General features: G+C 57.9%; 19 protein-coding genes and 1 pseudogene. 14 read left to right on the top strand and 6 right to left on the bottom strand.

Features of this window, described 5'->3' with window-relative positions:
- From U5A05_RS13525 to U5A05_RS13515, 3 genes are read left to right on the top strand one after another with little or no spacing between them, the layout of a single operon-like run.
- Positions 1-816 (top strand): MetQ/NlpA family ABC transporter substrate-binding protein, encoded by an 816-nt coding sequence (locus U5A05_RS13525; RefSeq protein WP_321833330.1) that lies wholly within the window; start codon positions 1-3, stop codon positions 814-816.
- Positions 813-1790 (top strand): methionine ABC transporter ATP-binding protein, encoded by a 978-nt coding sequence (locus U5A05_RS13520; RefSeq protein ID WP_321833328.1) that lies wholly within the window; start codon positions 813-815, stop codon positions 1788-1790. Before U5A05_RS13525 ends, U5A05_RS13520 begins: the two co-directional genes overlap by 4 nt.
- On the top strand, positions 1787-2458 hold the full coding sequence (locus tag U5A05_RS13515) for a methionine ABC transporter permease (protein ID WP_343228827.1): 672 nt from the start codon (positions 1787-1789) through the stop codon (positions 2456-2458). The genes U5A05_RS13520 and U5A05_RS13515 overlap by 4 nt, the downstream gene beginning before the upstream one ends.
- A gap of 9 nt (positions 2459-2467) precedes the next feature.
- Here the strand turns inward: U5A05_RS13515 and U5A05_RS13510 are convergent, their stop codons facing one another.
- Together U5A05_RS13510 and U5A05_RS13505 are read right to left on the bottom strand one after the other, a co-directional pair.
- The gene (locus U5A05_RS13510) at positions 2468-2908 is read right to left on the bottom strand and encodes an EamA family transporter (protein WP_261738409.1); all 441 of its coding nucleotides are present in this window, start codon (positions 2906-2908) and stop codon (positions 2468-2470) included.
- A 36-nt stretch (positions 2909-2944) separates the two neighbouring features.
- Positions 2945-4123, bottom strand: a pseudogene (locus U5A05_RS13505) (ATP-binding protein); the annotation flags it as partial.
- Between the two features lie 309 nt (positions 4124-4432).
- On the opposite strand from U5A05_RS13505, the gene U5A05_RS13500 reads away from it, so the two are divergent.
- On the top strand, positions 4433-4963 hold the full coding sequence (locus U5A05_RS13500) for a glyoxalase superfamily protein (RefSeq protein ID WP_321833326.1): 531 nt from the start codon (positions 4433-4435) through the stop codon (positions 4961-4963).
- 21 nt (positions 4964-4984) lie between these two features.
- Here the strand turns inward: U5A05_RS13500 and U5A05_RS13495 are convergent, their stop codons facing one another.
- Positions 4985-5791, bottom strand: coding sequence for a helix-turn-helix domain-containing protein (locus U5A05_RS13495; RefSeq protein ID WP_321833323.1), 807 nt, complete (start codon positions 5789-5791; stop codon positions 4985-4987).
- Positions 5792-5901: 110 nt separating this feature from the next.
- On the opposite strand from U5A05_RS13495, the gene U5A05_RS13490 reads away from it, so the two are divergent.
- The 5 genes from U5A05_RS13490 (at position 5902) to U5A05_RS13470 (ending at position 10379) form a co-directional block, all read left to right on the top strand.
- Positions 5902-6225 (top strand): DUF2834 domain-containing protein, encoded by a 324-nt coding sequence (locus U5A05_RS13490; protein ID WP_321833320.1) that lies wholly within the window; start codon positions 5902-5904, stop codon positions 6223-6225.
- A gap of 150 nt (positions 6226-6375) precedes the next feature.
- The gene (locus U5A05_RS13485) at positions 6376-7665 is read left to right on the top strand and encodes an MFS transporter (RefSeq protein WP_261738399.1); all 1290 of its coding nucleotides are present in this window, start codon (positions 6376-6378) and stop codon (positions 7663-7665) included.
- A 14-nt stretch (positions 7666-7679) separates the two neighbouring features.
- On the top strand, positions 7680-9155 hold the full coding sequence (locus tag U5A05_RS13480; RefSeq protein ID WP_321833319.1) for a glycoside hydrolase family 32 protein: 1476 nt from the start codon (positions 7680-7682) through the stop codon (positions 9153-9155).
- Between the two features lie 208 nt (positions 9156-9363).
- A complete protein-coding gene (locus U5A05_RS13475) occupies positions 9364-10074 on the top strand; it encodes an AzlC family ABC transporter permease (RefSeq protein WP_321836513.1) in 711 nt (236 codons plus the stop codon).
- Positions 10071-10379 (top strand): AzlD family protein, encoded by a 309-nt coding sequence (locus U5A05_RS13470; protein WP_261738396.1) that lies wholly within the window; start codon positions 10071-10073, stop codon positions 10377-10379. The genes U5A05_RS13475 and U5A05_RS13470 overlap by 4 nt, the downstream gene beginning before the upstream one ends.
- A 17-nt stretch (positions 10380-10396) precedes the next feature.
- On the opposite strand, the gene U5A05_RS13465 is transcribed toward U5A05_RS13470, so the two are convergent.
- The 3 genes from U5A05_RS13465 to U5A05_RS13455 are packed head-to-tail and all read right to left on the bottom strand — an operon-like array spanning position 10397 to position 12533.
- The gene (locus U5A05_RS13465) at positions 10397-10867 is read right to left on the bottom strand and encodes an arsenate reductase ArsC (protein WP_261738395.1); all 471 of its coding nucleotides are present in this window, start codon (positions 10865-10867) and stop codon (positions 10397-10399) included.
- 11 nt (positions 10868-10878) lie between these two features.
- Positions 10879-12162 (bottom strand): arsenic transporter, encoded by a 1284-nt coding sequence (locus U5A05_RS13460; RefSeq protein ID WP_261738394.1) that lies wholly within the window; start codon positions 12160-12162, stop codon positions 10879-10881.
- Positions 12163-12185: 23 nt separating this feature from the next.
- A complete protein-coding gene (locus U5A05_RS13455; protein WP_321833314.1) occupies positions 12186-12533 on the bottom strand; it encodes a metalloregulator ArsR/SmtB family transcription factor in 348 nt (115 codons plus the stop codon).
- A 187-nt stretch (positions 12534-12720) separates the two neighbouring features.
- On the opposite strand from U5A05_RS13455, the gene U5A05_RS13450 reads away from it, so the two are divergent.
- The 5 genes from U5A05_RS13450 to U5A05_RS13430 all read left to right on the top strand — a co-directional run bounded on the left by U5A05_RS13450 (position 12721) and on the right by U5A05_RS13430 (position 19159).
- On the top strand, positions 12721-13227 hold the full coding sequence (locus U5A05_RS13450; RefSeq protein ID WP_321833312.1) for a sigma-70 family RNA polymerase sigma factor: 507 nt from the start codon (positions 12721-12723) through the stop codon (positions 13225-13227).
- Positions 13224-14189 (top strand): FecR domain-containing protein, encoded by a 966-nt coding sequence (locus U5A05_RS13445; protein ID WP_321833311.1) that lies wholly within the window; start codon positions 13224-13226, stop codon positions 14187-14189. The genes U5A05_RS13450 and U5A05_RS13445 overlap by 4 nt, the downstream gene beginning before the upstream one ends.
- A gap of 97 nt (positions 14190-14286) precedes the next feature.
- Positions 14287-17124 (top strand): TonB-dependent receptor, encoded by a 2838-nt coding sequence (locus tag U5A05_RS13440; protein ID WP_321833309.1) that lies wholly within the window; start codon positions 14287-14289, stop codon positions 17122-17124.
- A gap of 377 nt (positions 17125-17501) precedes the next feature.
- Positions 17502-18557, top strand: coding sequence for a collagen-like triple helix repeat-containing protein (locus U5A05_RS13435; RefSeq protein WP_261738389.1), 1056 nt, complete (start codon positions 17502-17504; stop codon positions 18555-18557).
- A gap of 113 nt (positions 18558-18670) precedes the next feature.
- Positions 18671-19159, top strand: a complete 489-nt coding sequence (locus tag U5A05_RS13430) for a P-loop nucleotide/nucleoside kinase family protein (protein ID WP_261738388.1) — start codon at positions 18671-18673, stop codon at positions 19157-19159.
- Positions 19160-19277 lie beyond the last annotated feature (118 nt).

Raw genomic sequence — 19277 nt, 5'->3', positions numbered from 1 at the left:
ATGTTTAAAAAAACAGGACTGACCCTGGCCGTGCTCGGCGCTTTGGTAGCTTCTTTCAACGCGCTGGCCCAGCAGCCGCTACGGGTGGCAGCAGATGCGGTGCCCCATGCGCAGATTCTGGAGTACGTGCAAAAAATCGACCCGCAACTGAACCTCAAGATCATCGAGATCCCGCCCGGTGTTAACTCCAATGAACTGCTGGTACATGGCGATGTGGATGCCAATTACACCCAGCACTTGCCGTTTTTGCGTTCTCAGGAGCAGGCCCTCGGGGTGAAGTTTGCCGTCGCCGCGACGGTGCATATCGAGCCGCTGGGGATCTATTCTCACCGCCACCAACGCTTCGACCAAGTGCCGCAAAATGGCACGGTGGCGGTCCCCAATAACGTGACTAACCTGAGCCGCGCTCTGTATCTGCTGCAGGACAACGGGCTGATCAAGCTAAAGGAAGGTTTCAACGACCCTGCTGCCAATCAGGCGACGCCCAAGGACATCGCAGAGAACCCAAAGCAACTGAAAATCCTTGAAATCGAGTCACCACAGATTCCCCGGGCGCTGGATGACGTGGACCTGGCGGTGATCAATGGCAATTACGCCCTGGAAGCAGGACTGGTACCGGCCAAGGATGCACTGGGGCTGGAGAAGGTCGAGCACAACCCCTATGCCAATATCGTGGTGACCACGCTCAAGTTGCAGGACGATCCACGGATCAAGCAACTGGCCAGGGACCTGGCTTTGCCCCAGGTGAGCAAGTTCATTACCGACAACTATTCCGGGTCGGTGATTCCGGTTGCAGCGCTGGACACTAAGCCATGATCACGGTCGAGCAGTTGAGCAAAACCTACGGGGCAGGGCAGGCACCTGCGCTGGACCAGGTGTCCTTAAGTATCCCCGATGGTGCGATCTACGGGATTCTGGGGCGCAGCGGTGCCGGTAAATCGACGCTGCTGCGGTGCCTCAATCTACTCGAGCGGCCATGTTCAGGGCGTATTTTACTCGACGGCAAGGACCTGACCGCCTTGTCGGAACTTGAACTGCGCCAGCAACGCCAGCGCATCGGCATGATTTTTCAAGGCTTCAACCTGCTGCACTCGCGCAACGTGTTCGACAACATCGCGGTGCCGCTGGAAATTGCCCGGGTCAGCAAGGAGCAACGCACTATTCGCGTGCGTGAGTTGCTCGATCTGGTGGGGTTGAGCGACAAGGCCCAGGCGTTTCCTTCGCAGTTGTCCGGAGGCCAGAAGCAGCGGGTGGGTATCGCCCGCGCCCTGGCTGCCCGACCGGCTTATCTGTTGTCGGATGAAGCCACCAGCGCCCTGGACCCGGACACCACGGCGTCGATTCTTGAGCTGCTGCGCGACATCAACCGGCAACTGGGGTTGACCATTGTGCTGATCACTCACGAGTTGGATGTGGTCAAGGCCATCTGTAATCACGCGGCCTCACTGGCCCACGGTCGGTTGGTCGAAGCCGGGCCGATTGCGCAGTTGCTGGCCAATCCGGATTCAAGCCTGGGCCGGTCATTGCTGCCGGGTTACAGCACCGTCCTGGGCAATCAGAGTCAGGCACTGGAATTGAGTTTTTTTGACAATCTGCTGGCGGCTCCTGTGATCAACGAACTTCAGCAGCAAGGCGTACAGGTCGACTTACTGGCCAGTGGCGTCGAGTCGGTTGCTGGGCGCAGGGTCGGGCGTTTGCGTGTGTCCCTTGGGCTGCACAGCGCCGAGCCGCAATTGAGCCGGGTGGTGGATTTTCTCAAGCAACGCGGCGTCAGGGTGGAACGTCCATGAACCGTACAATTGAATGGAGCGACATCTTGCAGTTGGTGCTCAATGCCACCGGTGAAACCCTGTACATGGTGCTGCTGGCGGGGCTCTTCACCCTGCTGATCGGTCTGCCTCTGGGCGTGTTGCTGTTTATCAGTCGCAGCAACGGCCTGTACCCGATGCCCAGGCTCAACAAAACTGTGGGTGGGCTGGTCAATATCGGCCGTTCGCTACCTTTTGTGGTGATGCTGATTGCCTTGATTCCGTTGACCCGGTTGCTGGTCGGTACGACGCTGGGCAGTACGGCTGCGGTGGTGCCAATCACCATTGGCGCCTTTCCGTTCTTTGCCCGGATTGTTGAAAATGCCCTTGATGAAGTCGATAAGGGTCGCATCGAAGCCATTCTGGCCATGGGCGGCGATATCTGGCATGTGATTTTCAAAGTGCTGCTGCCCGAGGCGCTGCCCGCGCTGCTGGCGGGCATTACCCTGACTCTGGTGATGCTGATTGGCTTTTCATCCATGGCCGGGATCATTGGCGGCGGCGGGTTGGGGGATCTGGCGATCCGATACGGTTACCAGCGTTTTAACAATCAGGTGATGTTTGCCACCGTCCTGGTGTTGGTGATTCTGGTCCAGAGTGTGCAGAGTCTGGGCGACCGGCTGGTGCGTTCTCTGGCTCACCGGCGCTGATGACGCGGATTACTTGCGCCAGGCAAGCAATACCACGCCCACGGTGATTAAACTGATACCAGCCCATTGGCGGATGTCGAGTTTCTCGCCCAGCAGCGTGACCCCGAGCACGGCGACAATCACCACGCTGAGTTTGTCCACGGGGGCCACGAGCGATGCCTGGCCCAGTTGCAGGGCGCGGTAGTAGCAAATCCATGATGCCCCGGTGGCAAGCCCCGACAACACTAAAAACAGATAGCTGCGCGCCGAGATTGAACCCAGCGACTGATATTGGCCGGTGGCATACAGAATCAGTGCCAGGCTGACCAACACCACCACGGTACGCAACAGGGTGGCGAAGTCGGAGTTGATGCCGGTGATGCCGATTTTTCCGAAAATCGCCGTCATGGCGGCGAATACCGCCGAAAGCAGTGCCCAGAATGTCCAGCTTGAATAGAAAGACGAGCCCATAAATCTGCCTGGAAGGTAAGTGAAGGTGCTTTGGTGTCAGCGCAGGCCGGTGTTCAACCAGACCGAGACACATAGACCGCTGTGGTTGAGCTTATCCGAAAAATCCAGTTCAACCCTGGCGCCGATGCGTTCGGCAATCGCCTTGACGATTGAAAGCCCCAGCCCGGAGCCCGTCTCACCGGAGCCCAGGCTGCGATAGAACGGATCAAAAATGCGGGCCTGCTCTTCGAGGGCAATGCCTGGCCCCGTGTCCTTGATCTGCAGGCGCGCGTTGCCCTGGATCAGGTCTACGCAAAGATCGATTTTGCCGCCTTCAGGGGTGTAGCGGATCGCGTTATCGGTGAGGTTTTTGACCAGGGTAAACAGATCCATTTCGTTGATCATGACTTGCACATCCTCCACGCCCTCCACCCCGATATCGAGTTGTTTGCGTTCGGCCAGCGGCAACAAATCTTCCAGTACCCGGCGATACACGGCATGCACTGAAACGCTGGTTTGCGGACGCTGCGAGGCAAATTGCGCGGCGGCCAGGCTGAGTAATTGGTCGATCAGTTGCCTGCTGCGTTCAATGCCCAGGGACAGCGGCTGCAAACGTTCGCGGGCTTGGGGCGGCATCTCGGTCGCGGCCAGTCGCTCGGCTTGCAGTGACAGCGCGGTCATGGGCGAGCGCAGTTCATGGGCAGCATCGGCGACAAACCGGCGCTGGCTGTCCATGGACAGCGCAACGCGTGCGAGCAGGCGGTTGATGGCCACCACAAAGGGGCGGATTTCGGTGGGTAGATGCTGCTCGTCAATCGGGTGCAGCTCCTGCTCGGCACGCTGGTCGATTTGCGCGGCGAGGGTCGCGATAGGACGAAACAATTTGCGCACCAGATCACTGACTACCAGCAGCAGGACTGGAAACAGAATCAGAAAGGGCAACAAACTGCGCCAGGCACTTTCGCGGGCGTCCTTGTTGCGGGCGTCTACTTCCTGGGCAACGGCAATCCGTTCGCCCCGTGCGGTGGTCCTGACCAGTACGCGAAAGGCCTCGCCACCCACGTCTACCGTGGACAGGCCATCAGCCAGGGTGGTGGGCAATGGCAGCGGCAGGGTTTCATCGGTATTGGCCGAGGCGTTTCTACCGTCGATCAAGTATTGAATGAGCACTCGCGATTCTTCGTTATCACCCGCTGGGTCTGGGCCATGGGGGTAGTGCAGGGTCAGTAGCTGCTGGCGAGGCTGCGCCGCAGTCGTAAAACCTAAGTGCCGGAATCTCCTGATACACCGCATGATCTGACTCTACGCCTGCTGCGCAGCCGGACGCAGCCTCGCTACGCTCCTCAGCGGCTACAAAGTAACAATTACGGGCTGAGGTTGTGACTCGAGGCGGCGGGTGTGTACTATCGGCACTGGCCGATGCTGCCCGCCGCTCGCTCCCGATGGGGAAGGTGAAAGCATTCCTTTTCAAGCCCTGTCGTATCTCTCTTGACGGTCGAGGTTTGGCAACGCGAGCACCAAAAGTCTTCGACTCCAGGAGCAGTCATGTTGTCAATCGAGAAAGCCAAACAAATGGCCAAGAGCTTGCGAGCCTCGCTGCAGGAGCGCAATCAGGAGGTCTCTCACTCCATCGCCCTTGAACTGGTCGCCCTGCAATTGGGTTACAAGGACTGGAATACCGCCTGCACCCGGCTCCCCCACGAGAGCACAGTGCCTGCTGTCACGTTCGACAAACCCATCCCCATATTGCGCATGTTCGACGAAGCCAAGGCACGGGAGTTCTATCTGGACTTTCTGGGTTTCAGTGTTGAGTTCGAGCATCGCTTTGAAGCGGATTTACCGTTGTATCTGGGGATTGGCCGCGCTGGTCTGCAATTGCATCTGTCGGAGCATCATGGCGATGCCAGCCCGGGCTCGACGGTATTTGTCCCGATGCACAATATCCAGCTGCTTCGCGACGAGCTGCTAGGTAAACGCTATGGGTATGGTCGACCGGAAGTTGTCCAGCAAGGCTGGGGGCAGGTTCTTGAAGTCCATGATCCGTTCGGTAACCGGATTCGGTTCTGCCAGAGCTGATAACACTCCCCTTGATACGACTCAGCACAGTGACCGCTCATACGCAGCGGTCATGGTTTGCCAGGTTTGCGCGTCGGCCGGGATCAAGTGTTCGATACGCAATGAGGTCACGGTGATATCCAGCGGCATGCCGAACGTGGTGAAAGTGGACATAAAGTTCAGCTCGCCCTGGGGTGTTCTGATGCGGGTCAACACCAGCGGCGGCAACTCGCTGGCCATTGATGCGCAGTAGTCCGGGGCGGTGAGGGTTTGCAGAAGGCTGGCCAGTGTGGGGTTGTCCAGAGCTTCGCGAGTTGCTCTCTGCCAGGCCAGGCGTCTTATTTCTTCGGGGTTGATCAAGTGGTCGCCCAGACCACCGGGTTGCAGCAGCGTGGTCAGCAAATTCAATTCCTGTGCTGAATCCGTGGGCAGCCCGACCAAGTCGAACAACACACCGGTGCTGGCGTTGGCGGCCAGGACTTCCCAGTGACTGCCCAGCACAATCGCCGGGGCGGGGTTGTTGGCGTGCAGCACATGGCTAATGGCGTCACGCACCGCTGTCATTGCCGCAGAGGAGAGCTCAGTGGTCTTGTAGCGTGGCGCGTAACCCGCGGCCAGAAACAGGCTGTTGCAGTGTTCCAGCGGGACTTCAAGGGCCATCAACAGGTTATGCAATGTACCGGGGCTCGGTTTGGCCCGCCCGGTTTCAATGCAACTCAAATGGCGCTGGGAAATACCCGTGATCAAGGCCAGATCCAGTTGGCTCAATCGGGCCTGACGCCGCAATAATCGAAGCTGCGGGCCGGCAGTTATCGGGGGGGTGGGGCGGGGGAACGGTTGGATGCTCATGCGTTAACTCTGGCAGTGACACAGGGTTCAGTCCATGACCTGTGAGGTCATTGCTGATGGGGCAAAAGTATCACTTACTTATTGCCCGTACTCCTCAATCGGATAAGCCAATGAACCGACCTTATATCGCCCTCGCTGTATTGCTGGGCTTCTGTGTATACACGGCATTCACGATGCTGCAGGCCGACCAGTCGCTGATTGCGTTCGGGCTTGGGTTGATGTCGAGCCCGGGCACGGCTCAAGTTGTCATCGATCTCTATTTGCTCGCGGTCATGGCCTGCATCTGGATGTACCGGGATGCACGTGCCAAAGGCCGATCGCTGGCATCGGTGCTGCCTTACTTGCTGGTGACGGCGGTTTTTGTGTCCATAGGGCCGTTGCTGTACATCGTGATTGATGGTTTCAGGCGCAAGCCGGATTCAATTCGATCGTGAGCAAGCCCACTCCCAGCAGCCCCGTGATGCAGCCAACACGATCTTTTTGAGTATGTGTGCACTCCAGGACCTTGACAGCGAAGCGTTTGCCGCGCGTAATAATGGAGCAAATGTTAACGTTAACTTAAATAAAAATAATTGGGGCATCACATGCAACTGACGGTCAAACGTGAGTACTGGCTTATTAGTGGTTTGCTGTTTTTTTTCTTTTTCGCGTGGTCTTCCAGTTACTCCCTTTTCTCTATATGGCTTCATCGAGTGATAGGCCTCAGCGGTACGGAAACCGGGTATGTGTTCGCCGCCAATGCCGTGGCGGCACTGCTGATTCAACCGTTCTATGGCGCACTTCAGGACCGGCTCGGGCTGTCGAAGAAGCTGCTGGTCTGGATTGGCATTCTGCTCTGTGCTTCGGCGCCGTTCGCAATTTACGTGTATGCCAATTTACTGGCTGAAAACGTAGTGTTGGGGGCGATTGTCGGCGCTGCTTTCCTGGCGCTTGCGATGCTCGCGGGCGTTGGCGTGATCGAGAGCTATACCGAACGCCTTTCACGGCATATGGGGTTCGAGTTCGGCACTACCAGAATGTGGGGGTCTTTAGGTTGGGCGGCGGCGACATGTGTAGTGGGCGTGGTCTTCAACATTGACCCTGACATCGCCTTTTACATGAGCAGTGCAGCCGGGATCGCTTTCTTGCTGATTTTGTCTCAATTGGATCTGAGCAGGTTTCATCAAAAGGGCGTGAATACCGGCGCAGCAGTGGCTCCGGTGCATCTGGATGATCTCTGGCAGTTGCTCAAGATGCCCCGTTTCTGGGCATTCAGCGTGTACCTGACCGGTGTTTGCGGGATTTACATGATCTACGAACAACAGTTCCCGGTGTATTTCTCATCCTTCTTTTCCACACCACAAGAAGGGACCAGTGCCTACGGTTATTTGAACTCAAGCCAGGTATTGCTTGAGGCGGCCTTGTTGTTGCTGGCGCCTTGGGTGGTCAGCCGTACCGGTGCCAAATACGGGTTGATACTGGCTGGCGCCATCATGTTTGTGCGCATTCTTGGCTCCGGGCTGGCCACAGACGTCTGGACTGTTGCGGCCTGCAAGATGATGCACGCCATTGAAGTTCCGATCCTGCTGGTTTCGGTATTCAAATATATTTCGCTGAACTTTGATTCACGCCTGTCGGCTTCCATCTATCTGGTGGGCTTCCAGTTCGCCCAGCAACTGACGGCGATGCTGCTGTCGCCGCTGGTGGGTTTTGGCTATGACCAGTTTGGCTTTGCCAACGTTTACATTCTGATGTCCGGACTTGTCGGCATTTGTCTGGTGCTGTCCTGGACCTTGTTGCGCGCGGATCCGCTGCGCCCTGGAGAAAAATCCGCTGCCTTGCAGGTGCGGGAACTGCCCGCCATTGCTCAATCAGTCACCCGTTATGAACCTTAAGTAAGGACCAAGCCATGCACGCTGCACTGCTGGATCAAGCGCATCGCGCCATCGAAAAGAAATTGCCTGAACGAGGTAATGACTATCGCCTTGGCTATCACTTGTCACCGCCAGCGGGATGGATGAACGACCCGAATGGCCTGGTGTTTTTTCGCGGCGAATACCACCTGTTTTATCAACACCATCCCTATTCAGCGCAGTGGGGACCGATGCACTGGGGGCATGCCAAAAGCTCTGACCTGGTGCATTGGGAGCATTTGCCCATCGCCCTGGCGCCGAGTGAAGCTTACGATCGGGACGGCTGTTTTTCAGGTTCGGCGGTGGTGTTGGACGATACCTTGTACTTGATCTACACCGGGCACCTCTGGCTGGGGGAGGTGCGCGATGACGACAAGATTCGCCAAGTGCAATGCCTGGCCAGCAGCACGGACGGGATTAATTTCACCAAGCATGGCGTGGTCCTGCAAACGCCACCGGATCCCTCGGTCATGCATTGGCGTGATCCAAAGGTCTGGAACCGGGATGGCCAATGGTGGATGGCACTGGGTGCTCGCCAGGGCGACGACCCACAGCTTTTACTCTACCGCTCCCGGGATTTGCATGACTGGGAGTATCTGGGCTGCGCGCTGCAGGGGCAACGCGTTCCGGATGGCTATATGTGGGAATGCCCGGATATTTTTGAACTGGATGGGCGCGATTTTTTTCTATATTCGCCGCAAGGTCTGAAACCCGCCGGTTACGATAACTGGAACCTGTTTCAGAACAGCTATCGAACAGGCCAGCTGGATGACAGCGGCTGCTTCCATGTGCGCGGTGATCTGCATGAGCTGGATCACGGCCACGATTTTTATGCCGCACAGACCCTGTTGGCGCCAGACGGGCGCCGCCTGCTGTGGGCCTGGATGGATATGTGGGAGAGCCCGATGCCCACTCAGGCCGATCATTGGTGCGGAGCGCTATCGTTGCCGCGTGAGTTGAGCCGTGACGGTGAACGGCTGCGCATGCGTCCCGCCCGTGAACTGGCGGCGCTGAGGCAATCGCAGACCCTGTTGCAGAGCTGCGAGGTCAAGTCCGGTAGTTGTGTACTCGATGTGCAGGGCGCGCTTCTGGAGTTCGAGCTTGAACTCGACCTGACGGGCAGCAGCGCCGAGCGCTTTGGCTTGGCGCTGCGCTGTAGCGAAGACGGGAAGGAGCGCACCTTGCTGTATTTCGATGCGATGGCTCGCCGCCTGGTACTCGACCGGCAAAGCTCGGGGGCCGGTGTGAGCGGTGTTCGCAGCGTACCGATTGCTGCGGAGCAAACCCGTATCGCGCTGCGGATTTTCCTTGATCGCTCGTCGATCGAAGTGTTTGTCGACGATGGTGCCTATACCTTGAGCAGTCGGATTTACCCGCGCCACGACAGCCTGTTGGCCAGCGCTTTTGCCGTCAACGGAACCGGGTGTTTTAGTGACATATCAGTATGGCGTCTTGCCGATCTGAATATATGAACAAACCCGGCGCCTTTCTTGTGAGAGGCGCTGGTCTCCCGGTCATGCGCAGCACCAAACCCTCTGCAAATTCTTCAAGTACTGTGTCGGTTGTGGTTATTCGAAAGTCGAATCAGGCTCTAACACTTGTTGGCCTTTCTGGATTAAATTCGAACCCACAAAATGCTGGCAAAAAAGCAGCATGTCGAAGCACAAAGGAGATGATGTTTTGTTGAGTGCGGATAAACGCTCGGTCGAGCTGGATTGGAGCGAGGTATGGGATGGCTTCAAACAGCTCTTGCCCATATCCCTGTTTGTGGTGGTCTTCGGGGTAGCCTTTGGTCTTGCCGCTGCGCAGACCGGGCTGGACGATTCGTCGAGTCTGCTGATGAGCGCCCTGGTATTTGCCGGGGCGTCACAATTTGCTGCTCTCGATCTATGGGGCGCGCAGGTTCCTGTTGTTCCTTTGATCGTTACGGTGTTTGCGATCAATGCCCGACACCTTCTGATGGGTGCGACCTTGTATCCCTGGTTGCGCGAGCTTCCCGCTGCCAAGCGCTACGGGGTGATGATGGTGATCTCGGATGCCAACTGGGCGATGTCGATGCAATCGTTCAACAGCGGCAAATCAGGTGTTGGCCTGATTTTGGGCGGCGGCATTGCCCTGTGGGCGGCCTGGGTACTGGGCAGTTGGCTGGGCGTGTATTTCGGCAGCGAAATCCAGGACCCGGTAAGTCTTGGGCTGGACATGGTGATGGGCTGCTTTCTGCTGGCGATGGTGATCGGCGGGCAAAAGAACCTGCGCATGCTGATTATCTGGTGCGTGGCAGCCGCCTCATCACTGCTGGCACACCGGTATTTGCCGGAAAATAGCCATGTAGTAGTCGGCGCATTGGCCGGTGGTGTGCTGGGTGCGGTCTGGATGGAGAAGAAGAAATGAGCATTGATAGCGCAGGCTACGGCGCATTTATCATCATCCTTATCATGGCCGTGGTGACTCTGGTCACGCGCCTGGGGGGCGTCTTCGTCATGTCCTTCGTGCCCATCAACTACCGGGTGCAGCAGTTTATCAGCGCCATGTCTGGCTCAGTACTGGTCGCACTCCTGGCGCCCTTGGCGCTTAACGGTGATAACGGCGCACGGCTGGCCTTGCTGACCACGGCAGTGGTAATGCTGCTGCTCAAGAAACCTCTGCCCGCGATTGCGGCAGGGGTCATCGCGGCAGCAGTATTCAGGCATCTGTGAATTGCCGGAATTTACCGTTACAGGGTGCTGATGCGGTCGAGTTCGCGCTTTAGTGCCGCGGGCTCAAGTTGGGCAAAGGGTAGGGCGAGGAACGCCCGGCAGCGCGTTTCGATGTGCGCCAGGGTGGCGTGAAAGGCGGCCGCGACGGTTGCCTCGTCGCCCTTGACCTCTGAAGGGTCTTCCAACCCCCAGTGGGCTTTGAGCGCGGGCCCGAAATATACCGGGCACGCCTCACCGGCGGCCTTGTCGCAGACGGTAATGACAATATCCGGCGGGTTGCTCTGGAAGGCGTCATTACCTTTACTGCTCAAACCATCGATATCGATTCCGGCCTCTTGCAAGGTAGTCAGGCTGCGGGGCAAGACCTGCCCCTTCGGAAAGCTGCCGGCACTGATGGCCTGGAAGCCCTGCGGTGCAAGATGGTTGAACATGGCTTCAGACAAGATGCTGCGACAGCTATTGGCGGTACACATAAACAAAACGCGCATGGTCTTTCCTCTTAAACGCTCAGGCGCAAGGCCAGGGCTGACAGGGTGACAAGCAAAATTGGCAGGGTCAGGATCAATCCGGTCTTGCAGTAGTAACCCCAAGTGATGCGGATCCCCTTGCGCTCCAGAACATGCAGCCAGAGCAGTGTGGCCAGGCTACCGATGGGGGTGATTTTGGGGCCCAGGTCAGAGCCGATGACATTGGCGTAGATCATGGCCTCGCGGATCACGCCGCTGGCATCACTGGCTTGAATCGACAACGCGCCAAGCAACACCCCAGGCATGTTATTCATGACCGAAGACAACAGCGCCGCCAGCACGCCCGTCCCCAAGGTTGCCCCCCAGAGCCCGAGTTCGGCCATAGAGTTGAGGGCCATCGTCAGCCAGGTGGTCAGCCCGGCATTTTTCATCCCGTAAACCACCAGGTACATGCCCAGCGAGAACGTCACCACCTGCCAGGGCGCTTCACGCAGCACGCGTCGGGTGGAAATGACGTGGCCGCGCGCTGCGACCGCGAACAGCAGGGCGGCGCACACCGCAGCAATGGCACTGATCGGAATGCCCATCGGCTCCAGCGCGAACAGTCCTGTGAGCAACAAGAGCAAAACGGCCCAGCCGACATAGAAGGTAAGTGGGTCACGAATGGCATCCCGTGGCTCGGGCAAGTCTTCCAGCGAGTAATGCCGTGGAATGTCACGCCGGAAAAACCCGTACAGCACCAGCAGCGTGGCGGCTACGGCAACCAGGTTGACCGGCACCATGACCGCAGCGTATTCACTGAAGCCCAGGCCGAAATAGTCCGCCGAAACGATATTGACGAGGTTAGAGACCACCAGCGGCAAGCTGGCGGTATCGGCAATAAAACCTGCGGCCATGACAAAGGCCAGGGTCGAGGCAGGAGAAAAGCGTAAAGCGAGCAGTATCGAAATAACGATGGGGGTCAGGATCAGGGCGGCACCGTCATTGGCAAACAGGGCGGATACCCCGGCCCCCAGCAACACGGTAAACACGAACAACCTACGGCCGTCGCCTTTGGCCCAGCGCGCCACATGCAGTGCTGCCCACTGAAAAAACCCCGCCTCGTCGAGCAACAGGCTGATGATGATAACGGCGATAAATGTGGCGGTGGCATTCCAGACAATGGCCCACACCAGCGCAATATCATGGAACGACACGACGCCTGCAATCAGAGCCAGCCCCGCGCCGAAGGAAGCGCTCCAGCCCACACCCAGGCCTTTGGGTTGCCAGATAACCAGGACCAAGGTAAGTAAAAAAATCGCGAATGCTATGAACATAAGAAGTCTCGACAGATGCCGGGTCAGCAGCAAGCAGTAGTATTGAGTGGGCGGTCGCCCATGGCATTGAGGCGCAGGCTGTTTTGCTCAAGCCAGTCGGCGTTGGCCAGCAAGGTGACTTCAAGTACGCGGCCTACCCACTCCGGCAATTCAGGGTTGAGCCGGTAATACACCCACTGCCCCTGACGACGGTCGAGCAGCAATCCGCAACCGCGAAGCTGGGCCAGATGACGGGATATTTTGGGCTGACTGTCATCCAGTGCACAGACCAGCTCACAGACGCATAACTCCCCCTCGCGGGCGATCAGCAGGGTGGTCCTGGCGCGTGTTTCATCGGCCAGGCATTTGAAAAGTGCCGCGGGATTGAGCATGGGTGGAGCTCTTGATATATGGTTATTCAAATATACGGATATCCATATATTAAATGCAAGATCACAATTCCGGTCTGTGCCTGGGGCATATATCAAAGAACGTCATAAGTAATTATCGGCGCTGTACAATCGTCCGTTAAAAATAATAAAATGAGAAGTATTATCATTAACATCAAGCGAATATCACATGTCTCACGACAGGATCGTCTCGCCCGTCGAGCAGCTGTACGCGAATCATCATGGTTGGCTGCGGGGCTGGTTGCACAGGCGATTGGGGCACAGTGCCGATGCCGAGGACCTGGCTCATGACACGTTTATCCGCGTGCTGCGTTCAAAGCACGATGCGCAGGAACTGCGTCAACCCATGGCGTTTCTGGCGACGATTGCCAACGGCCTGCTGATCAACCGCTGGCGTCGCCAGGCAATCGAGCGGGCTTATCTTGAGACGCTGGCAGCGCGGCCGATGGCCGAGGAGCCTTCTCCCGAAGAGCGCTACCTGACGATCGAAACTCTGTTGCAACTCGATTCGCTACTGATCGGGTTATCTGCCCGGGTGCGGCAGATTTTCTTCTTGTCCCAGCTCGATGGCTTGACCTATCCGCAGATTGCCACGCAGTTGAGCCTGAGTGTGGCCCAGGTGCAGCGGGCCATGGGCAAGGCGTTCAGTGTTTGTTATGCGAGCCGTTTTGAATGAGCGGCGTTTCTGTTGATCCCGGTGTTCGTGATCTAGCCATCGACTGGATTGTGCGGCTGCAGTCCGGGCTTATGAGTGCGGCTGACCATCTGGCTTTGCAGCAATGGCGCCAGGCGAGCGCCGAGCATGAACACGCCTGGCAGCGTGTCAGCAGCCTGGTGCTGTTGTTGCAACCCGGGGCCAGTCTTTTGTCCGATGCCACGGCACGCAGGGCGTTGGAGTCTGCCGGTGCAGATCCGCAGCGGCGTAGGCAGCTACTCAAGTGCTTGTTGGCAATCAGCCTGTTTGGCGGGATTTCCTGGCAAGGCGCGGACTCTACCTATGTGCGCTCGGCTCTGGCCAGTTACCGCACGGCTACCGGTGAGCGTCGCCACTGGCGGCTGGCAGACGGCAGTTTGCTATGGCTGAACACTGCCAGCGCGGCAAATGTGGAGCTGCACGCGGACAGTGGGCGTGTGCAGTTGATTGAAGGCGAACTGGCGCTGGATACGCAAGTCGGATCGGTGGAGCTGCAACTGGTCACACCCGACGCCGTGCTGCGCAGCCGTGGCGCCAATCTGCTGGTTCGCCATGATCGACAGGGTACTCGGGTGACGGTGCTGCGTGGCCTGGTGCAAGTCAGTTCACGGTATACCCGGGCGCCATTGTTGCTTGGGGAAGGCTGGCAAACTCGGGTAGACAATGGAGGTATCCATCCGGCGAGCCCCTCGGATGCGTTTCTGGCCCAGGCCTGGCTACGGGGCATTCTACCGGCTGAGCGCATGCGCCTGGATGCTCTGCTGGCCGAACTGTCGCGTTACCGGCCAGGCATTTTGCGCTGCAGTGCACAGGTTGCGTCCTTGCGCGTGACGGGCAGCTTTGAACTGGACGATACCGATGCTGCGCTGGCATTGGTCGCCCATGCGTTGCCGGTGCGTATTGAACGGCGCACCCGCTATTGGGTCACTGTGGTGCCGGTCTGAAATTATTTTTTGTTCTACGCGATAGTTTTTCAAAACTGGCGGGGCCTATTGGAATAACCCACCGAAACAGGTGGGTCTTCACTTCCAGGAGCCCTGCATGATTTCCCCCGCAAGTGTTTTATGCGTTCGCACCTTTGGCCTGCTTATTCTGGGCCTGCAACCGCTTTACAGCACAGCTGTATTCGCCGCTGATGAGCGTCAGCATTTCAGCATTGATGCCGGCCCGCTGGATCAAGCGCTCTCGCGTTTCGGCGTGCAGGCGCGAATCAGCATGGCGGGGAGTGCGACGCTGACAGCGGGCAAGAGCAGCAAGGGGCTGCAGGGAGATTTCAGCACTGAGGCCGGTCTGACGCGGCTGCTGGCAGGAACCGGCCTGAGCTACCAGCGTCAGCTTGACGGTGGCTTCGAGCTGTTTCAGGGGGGCGGGGCGGTTATGCTTCCTGCGCAGAAAGTCACAGGTGAAGATCCTGCGATCCAGGAAGTCTACTCGGCACCGCGATCGTCCGTGTATATCTCCGGTGAAGACATGCAGCGCTTTGGCGTGATTTCGGTGGGCGATGTGCTTAAAGGCCAACCTGGAGTGCAGGTGGGGGACAGCCGCAATGGCGGTGGCCTGGATGTGAATATTCGCGGTATTCAGGGGCAAAGCCGGGTGGCGGTAACGGTCGATGGCTCGCAACAGGCACTGGATGTCTATCGCGGTTATGCCGGCACCCAGCAGCGCAGCTACATTGACCCTGATCTGATCAGCGACATCACCATCGACAAGGGCCCGAGCCTGACATCAAGCGCCATCGGCGGCACGGTACAAATGCGCACCCTGGGGGTGGATGACATTTTACGCGATGGCAACACGGTTGGCCTGCGTCTGAAGGGCGACATGTGGAACAACGGCGTCGCTCCCGCCTCTCGCGATGGCCACTCGGCAACTGAAACACTGTACTCGGAACCGCACCGGGACCGTGGTGGCCTGCTTGGCTCCGAAGCAGAATCCGGCAGTGCCGCCTTTGCTTATACCCACGAATTTTTCGATGTGGTGGCGGCGTATGCCCATCGTAATCAAGGCAACTATTTCGCTGGCAAGAAGGGCCAGGACCGCTACCGTACCTTTGACCGCTATGGTCGGGAAGACATGACGGTAGCCACCACCTACAACCCCGGCGAAGAGGTGTTGAATTCGTCGGCAGAGACCGAGTCGTACCTGCTCAAAACCACGATCCGCCCGGCTGACGACCATACCCTTGACCTAGGCTTTCGCCGCTACGACGGGCGGATAGGTGAGATCATGCCGTCGGACATTTTCCGTTTCGGCACCGGGGGCATTTACCAGTATCCGCTGGGCCATACCAAAATCGATACCTGGACCGCTCGTTACAACTACCTGCCAAGCGGCAATCCGTTGGTGGACCTTAAGGCCAATTTGTGGATGACCGATGCCCAAACCAGCAACCTGACCTCGGTGCTGGCACCGGCTTCGCAGGCCTATCGCTCGGACCGCAACTGGACCCGCCAGGCCGACCGGCGCATTGGTGGCGACCTGGGCAATATCTCGCAGTTCGACACGGACTATGGCGGGTTGAAGCTGGACGTGGGTGGATCGTTTCAGGTCGAAGAGCTTCGTCCGCAAAAAGGCGTGGTCACCACTCAGCACGATATCAACGCCAATCGCAGCTTGCGTGATGGTTCCAGGCAGGAGTTCAGCCTGCACGGCAAGCTGGACTACAAACCGGTCGACAGCCTGACGCTGTGGGGCGGCGGTCGTTACACCTATTACCGAACCAAGGATCACGTCGCTCACGCAACGGCGCAGTACCAGGAACGTGAGTTGCGCTATCTGCGAGTTTTCAGCCCGCAAAGCTACGGCAACATGATGTGGTTCCCGGACCAGAACGGCCAATACACCGACGCCACGGACCCGCGTTTGAACAACGGTATCGTCTTCAATAACACCAACTTTCCCTTCGAGGGTACGCGTTACAACGACTTTGGCGCTACCGAATCGACGGTCTATCCGTCCCAGGTTGGCGAGGTGGTCAGCGGGTATGAGTATTCCGGCAAGCAGAGCGACAGCGGCGGCGCTTTTGCTCCCGCCGTCGGCTTCAATATCGAGCTGGCCCCGGACACGTTTTTCTACGCGTCCTATACCCAAGGCCTACGCATGCCTTCACTGTTCGAAACCAGCCAAGGTGTATTGCAGACCATGCCCGGCAAGAGCCTCAAGCCAGAGCGCGCAAGCAATTGGGAAATCGGCGCCAGTACCCTGCAAAAAAACCTGCTGGTGGATAACGACTCGGCGGCAATCAAGGTTGCCTATTTCAACAACACCATCAAGAACTACATCACCCGTTATTACGACCCGAGCCCAGGGCTGATGGGTCTGATGCAGTTCAGTAATACCGACAGCTTTAAAACCAGCGGCCTGGAGTTGCAGTCGCGCTACGACGCGGGCCGGGTGTTTGCAGACCTGTCGTCAACCTACTACTTGAAGACGCAAACCTGCGATTCGACCTTCGCGGCCCGCTTGCGCGCCAGTTCCAACCCCTATCAGGACTTGAGCAAGACACCGAACTGCACGCCGGGCAGCTTTATGGGGTCTTACTCCAACACCCAAAACCCACCACGCTTCGCGGCGAACCTGACCACGGGGCTGCGCTTCTTTGACCAGACGCTGACGGTTGGCGGGCGCGCCACTTATACCTCTGGCCCGACGGTCAAGGCCGACGAGCAATGGCAAACCGGTGCTACCACACCGCAACTGGTCTATCGCGAGGTAGCGCTTTTTGATCTGTTCCTCAACTACAAGTGGAAGGACCACACCAACCTGAACGTTTCGCTGCAAAACCTGACCGACCGCTATTACCTCGACCCTCTGGCACAGAGTTTTATGCCCGCGCCGGGGCGCACGCTGCGCATGGGCGTACAGACCAGGTTCTAGACGATCAGTCGACTGTGATAGTCGCTGCCCAAGGCTTGCGGGGTGAGGGCGAAGTTTTCGCTGGCGCAATCGTGCAGGTCGATTGGCATGCTTAGTTTAATTATTAATTGTGCTTATAACTTAAGTAGGGAACCGGGCAGTGGTCATTAATAAACGCGGTTGTAAACGTGATAATCAATCGTTTTTTTCGAGCTTTTAATACGTGAGTGTTAATGCTTGAGTTGAGTATTGGTAGCGCTATATAGAGTGTTAATACCAAGGGGTGAATTGTTTGTTGAGGCTCATGGGGTTGTCATGTCTGAACGGATGGAATGTACCGCTGACGTCAGAGCAGGGGGCTTTCGAACTTAGGCATAACAGGTTCAAGGGAGCTGATCATGAGCACTCAACGATGGTTGAAAACGAGCACAGCAGTATTGATGGTAATGACCGCCAGCGTTGCGGGTTGCCATAGTGGCGGCGGGGGGTCGAGAAGCACGGTCTCGACCAGTTCGCCAACTACCCCAGTCACAAGCCAAACGCCCCTGGTTACAGGTCAGGTTGTCAATGAAGTCGGTAACGGCTTGGACGGTGTGGGTGAGCTGGTCAGCAGTGTGGGCACTACGCTGACCACCGTTCCTGTGGTTGGTGCAGCAGGTGGCCTGGTGGTCAATACCGGCAATGCCGTGTCCTCCATTACCGATGGCGTGACCAATGGCCTGGGGTCGTTGGGTACTGACAAGAATTCGCTGGGAATCACCGTGGGTGGTGTCACCAACGGGGTGAGCGATATTGGTAAAGGTGTATCGTCACTCGGCACGGGTGTCAGCGGCCTGGTTGACCAGACGCCGATCAGCCAGGTTCCACTGGTAGGGGGGCTGGTGGGTAAAGTCACCGACACCACCGGCGGGCTGGTGTACAAGGTCGGCACCACAGTGACCATGCTCGGCAATACGCTGACTACCGACGTTACCAGTGGTCAACTGGGCAAGGTGACCGGCGGTGTGAATGACAAGGTTGTAGTGCCCGTGATTTCACTGGTCGAAAACGTGACGGGCAAAGTGGGTACAACCACCGGGTTGGGCGCGCCTGTGGATGGACTGCTGAGTCAGGTTGGCGGCGTGGTAGGCGGGCTTGGTGGCAAAGTGGCGGATACTGGAAAAAACCCGGTCACCCATCTCGTTGGCGGTGTACTTGGCGGGTTGGGTGGTGCGCTGGATAAATCCGGCGGCTATCTGAACCCGGCGTCCGCCACAGGTACAAACACCGGTGGGCTGGGCGGTTTGCTGGGGCTGGGCGGCAGCGGTGGCTTGCTCGGCAGTCTGGGTGGGTACGCCGGTTCGCAAGGCGCTCAGGCAAACACCGGCACTTCTGCTGGAACAGGCACTACAGGTGGTCTGGGTGGGCTTGGCGGCCTGCTCGGCGGACTGGGCAATCTGGGCAAGAAAAACTAGCAGCCCAGCCTGCATGCCCGGCGTCCACTCTGTTGTCAGGGTGGACGTACCTTCAATTGCGTCTTGAACCTGCGCTGGGCATCATCCATGCTCCGACTTCAGGAGGCGTTCCCGTGAGCTCACCGACACTGCACCTCATGTGCGGCAAGATCGCATCAGGTAAATCAACCCTCGCCAAAGCACTCGCAACCGAACACTGCGCCATTGTGCTGAGCGAAGACAAGTGGCTCTCATCGCTCTATCCCGGCGAGATCAACTCGGTAGCGGATTACGTACGTTACGCCCAGCGAATTCGGGGTGTGGTGGGTCCCCTTGTGATCGACATGCTTGAGTCCGGTGTCAGTGTGGTTCTGGATTTTCCTGCCAATACGCTCGCCAATCGCGAATGGCTGCGCAGCCTGGCAGAGGCCGCGCGGGTGCCGCACTGTTTGCACTATCTCGAAGTGGATGACGCCGTGTGCCGTTCGCGGCTGCATATTCGCAACAAGCTCGCCGAGCATGATTTTGCAGCGTCAGATGCCGAGTTTGATTTAATCACCAGCTATTTTCGTGCTCCAGGTGCAGACGAAGGACTGGTTATTGTCACTCACCTCCCGATGTGATTTTGATCGCTGCCCTGCGTTTTTCCTGTAGCTACTCTGTTCCAGGTCAGGCCCCCAGCGGGAGTGAGCCTGCTCGCGGATGTTCTTCGCGAGCAGGCTCGCTCCCACGTTTGAAGTA

The organism is Pseudomonas kulmbachensis (genome assembly GCF_963681935.1).
In the GTDB taxonomy this organism is placed as follows: Bacteria; Pseudomonadota; Gammaproteobacteria; order Pseudomonadales; family Pseudomonadaceae; genus Aquipseudomonas; species Aquipseudomonas kulmbachensis.
Note: the sequence above shows the minus strand (reverse complement) of the source record. Positions and strands in the feature narration are given on the sequence as shown.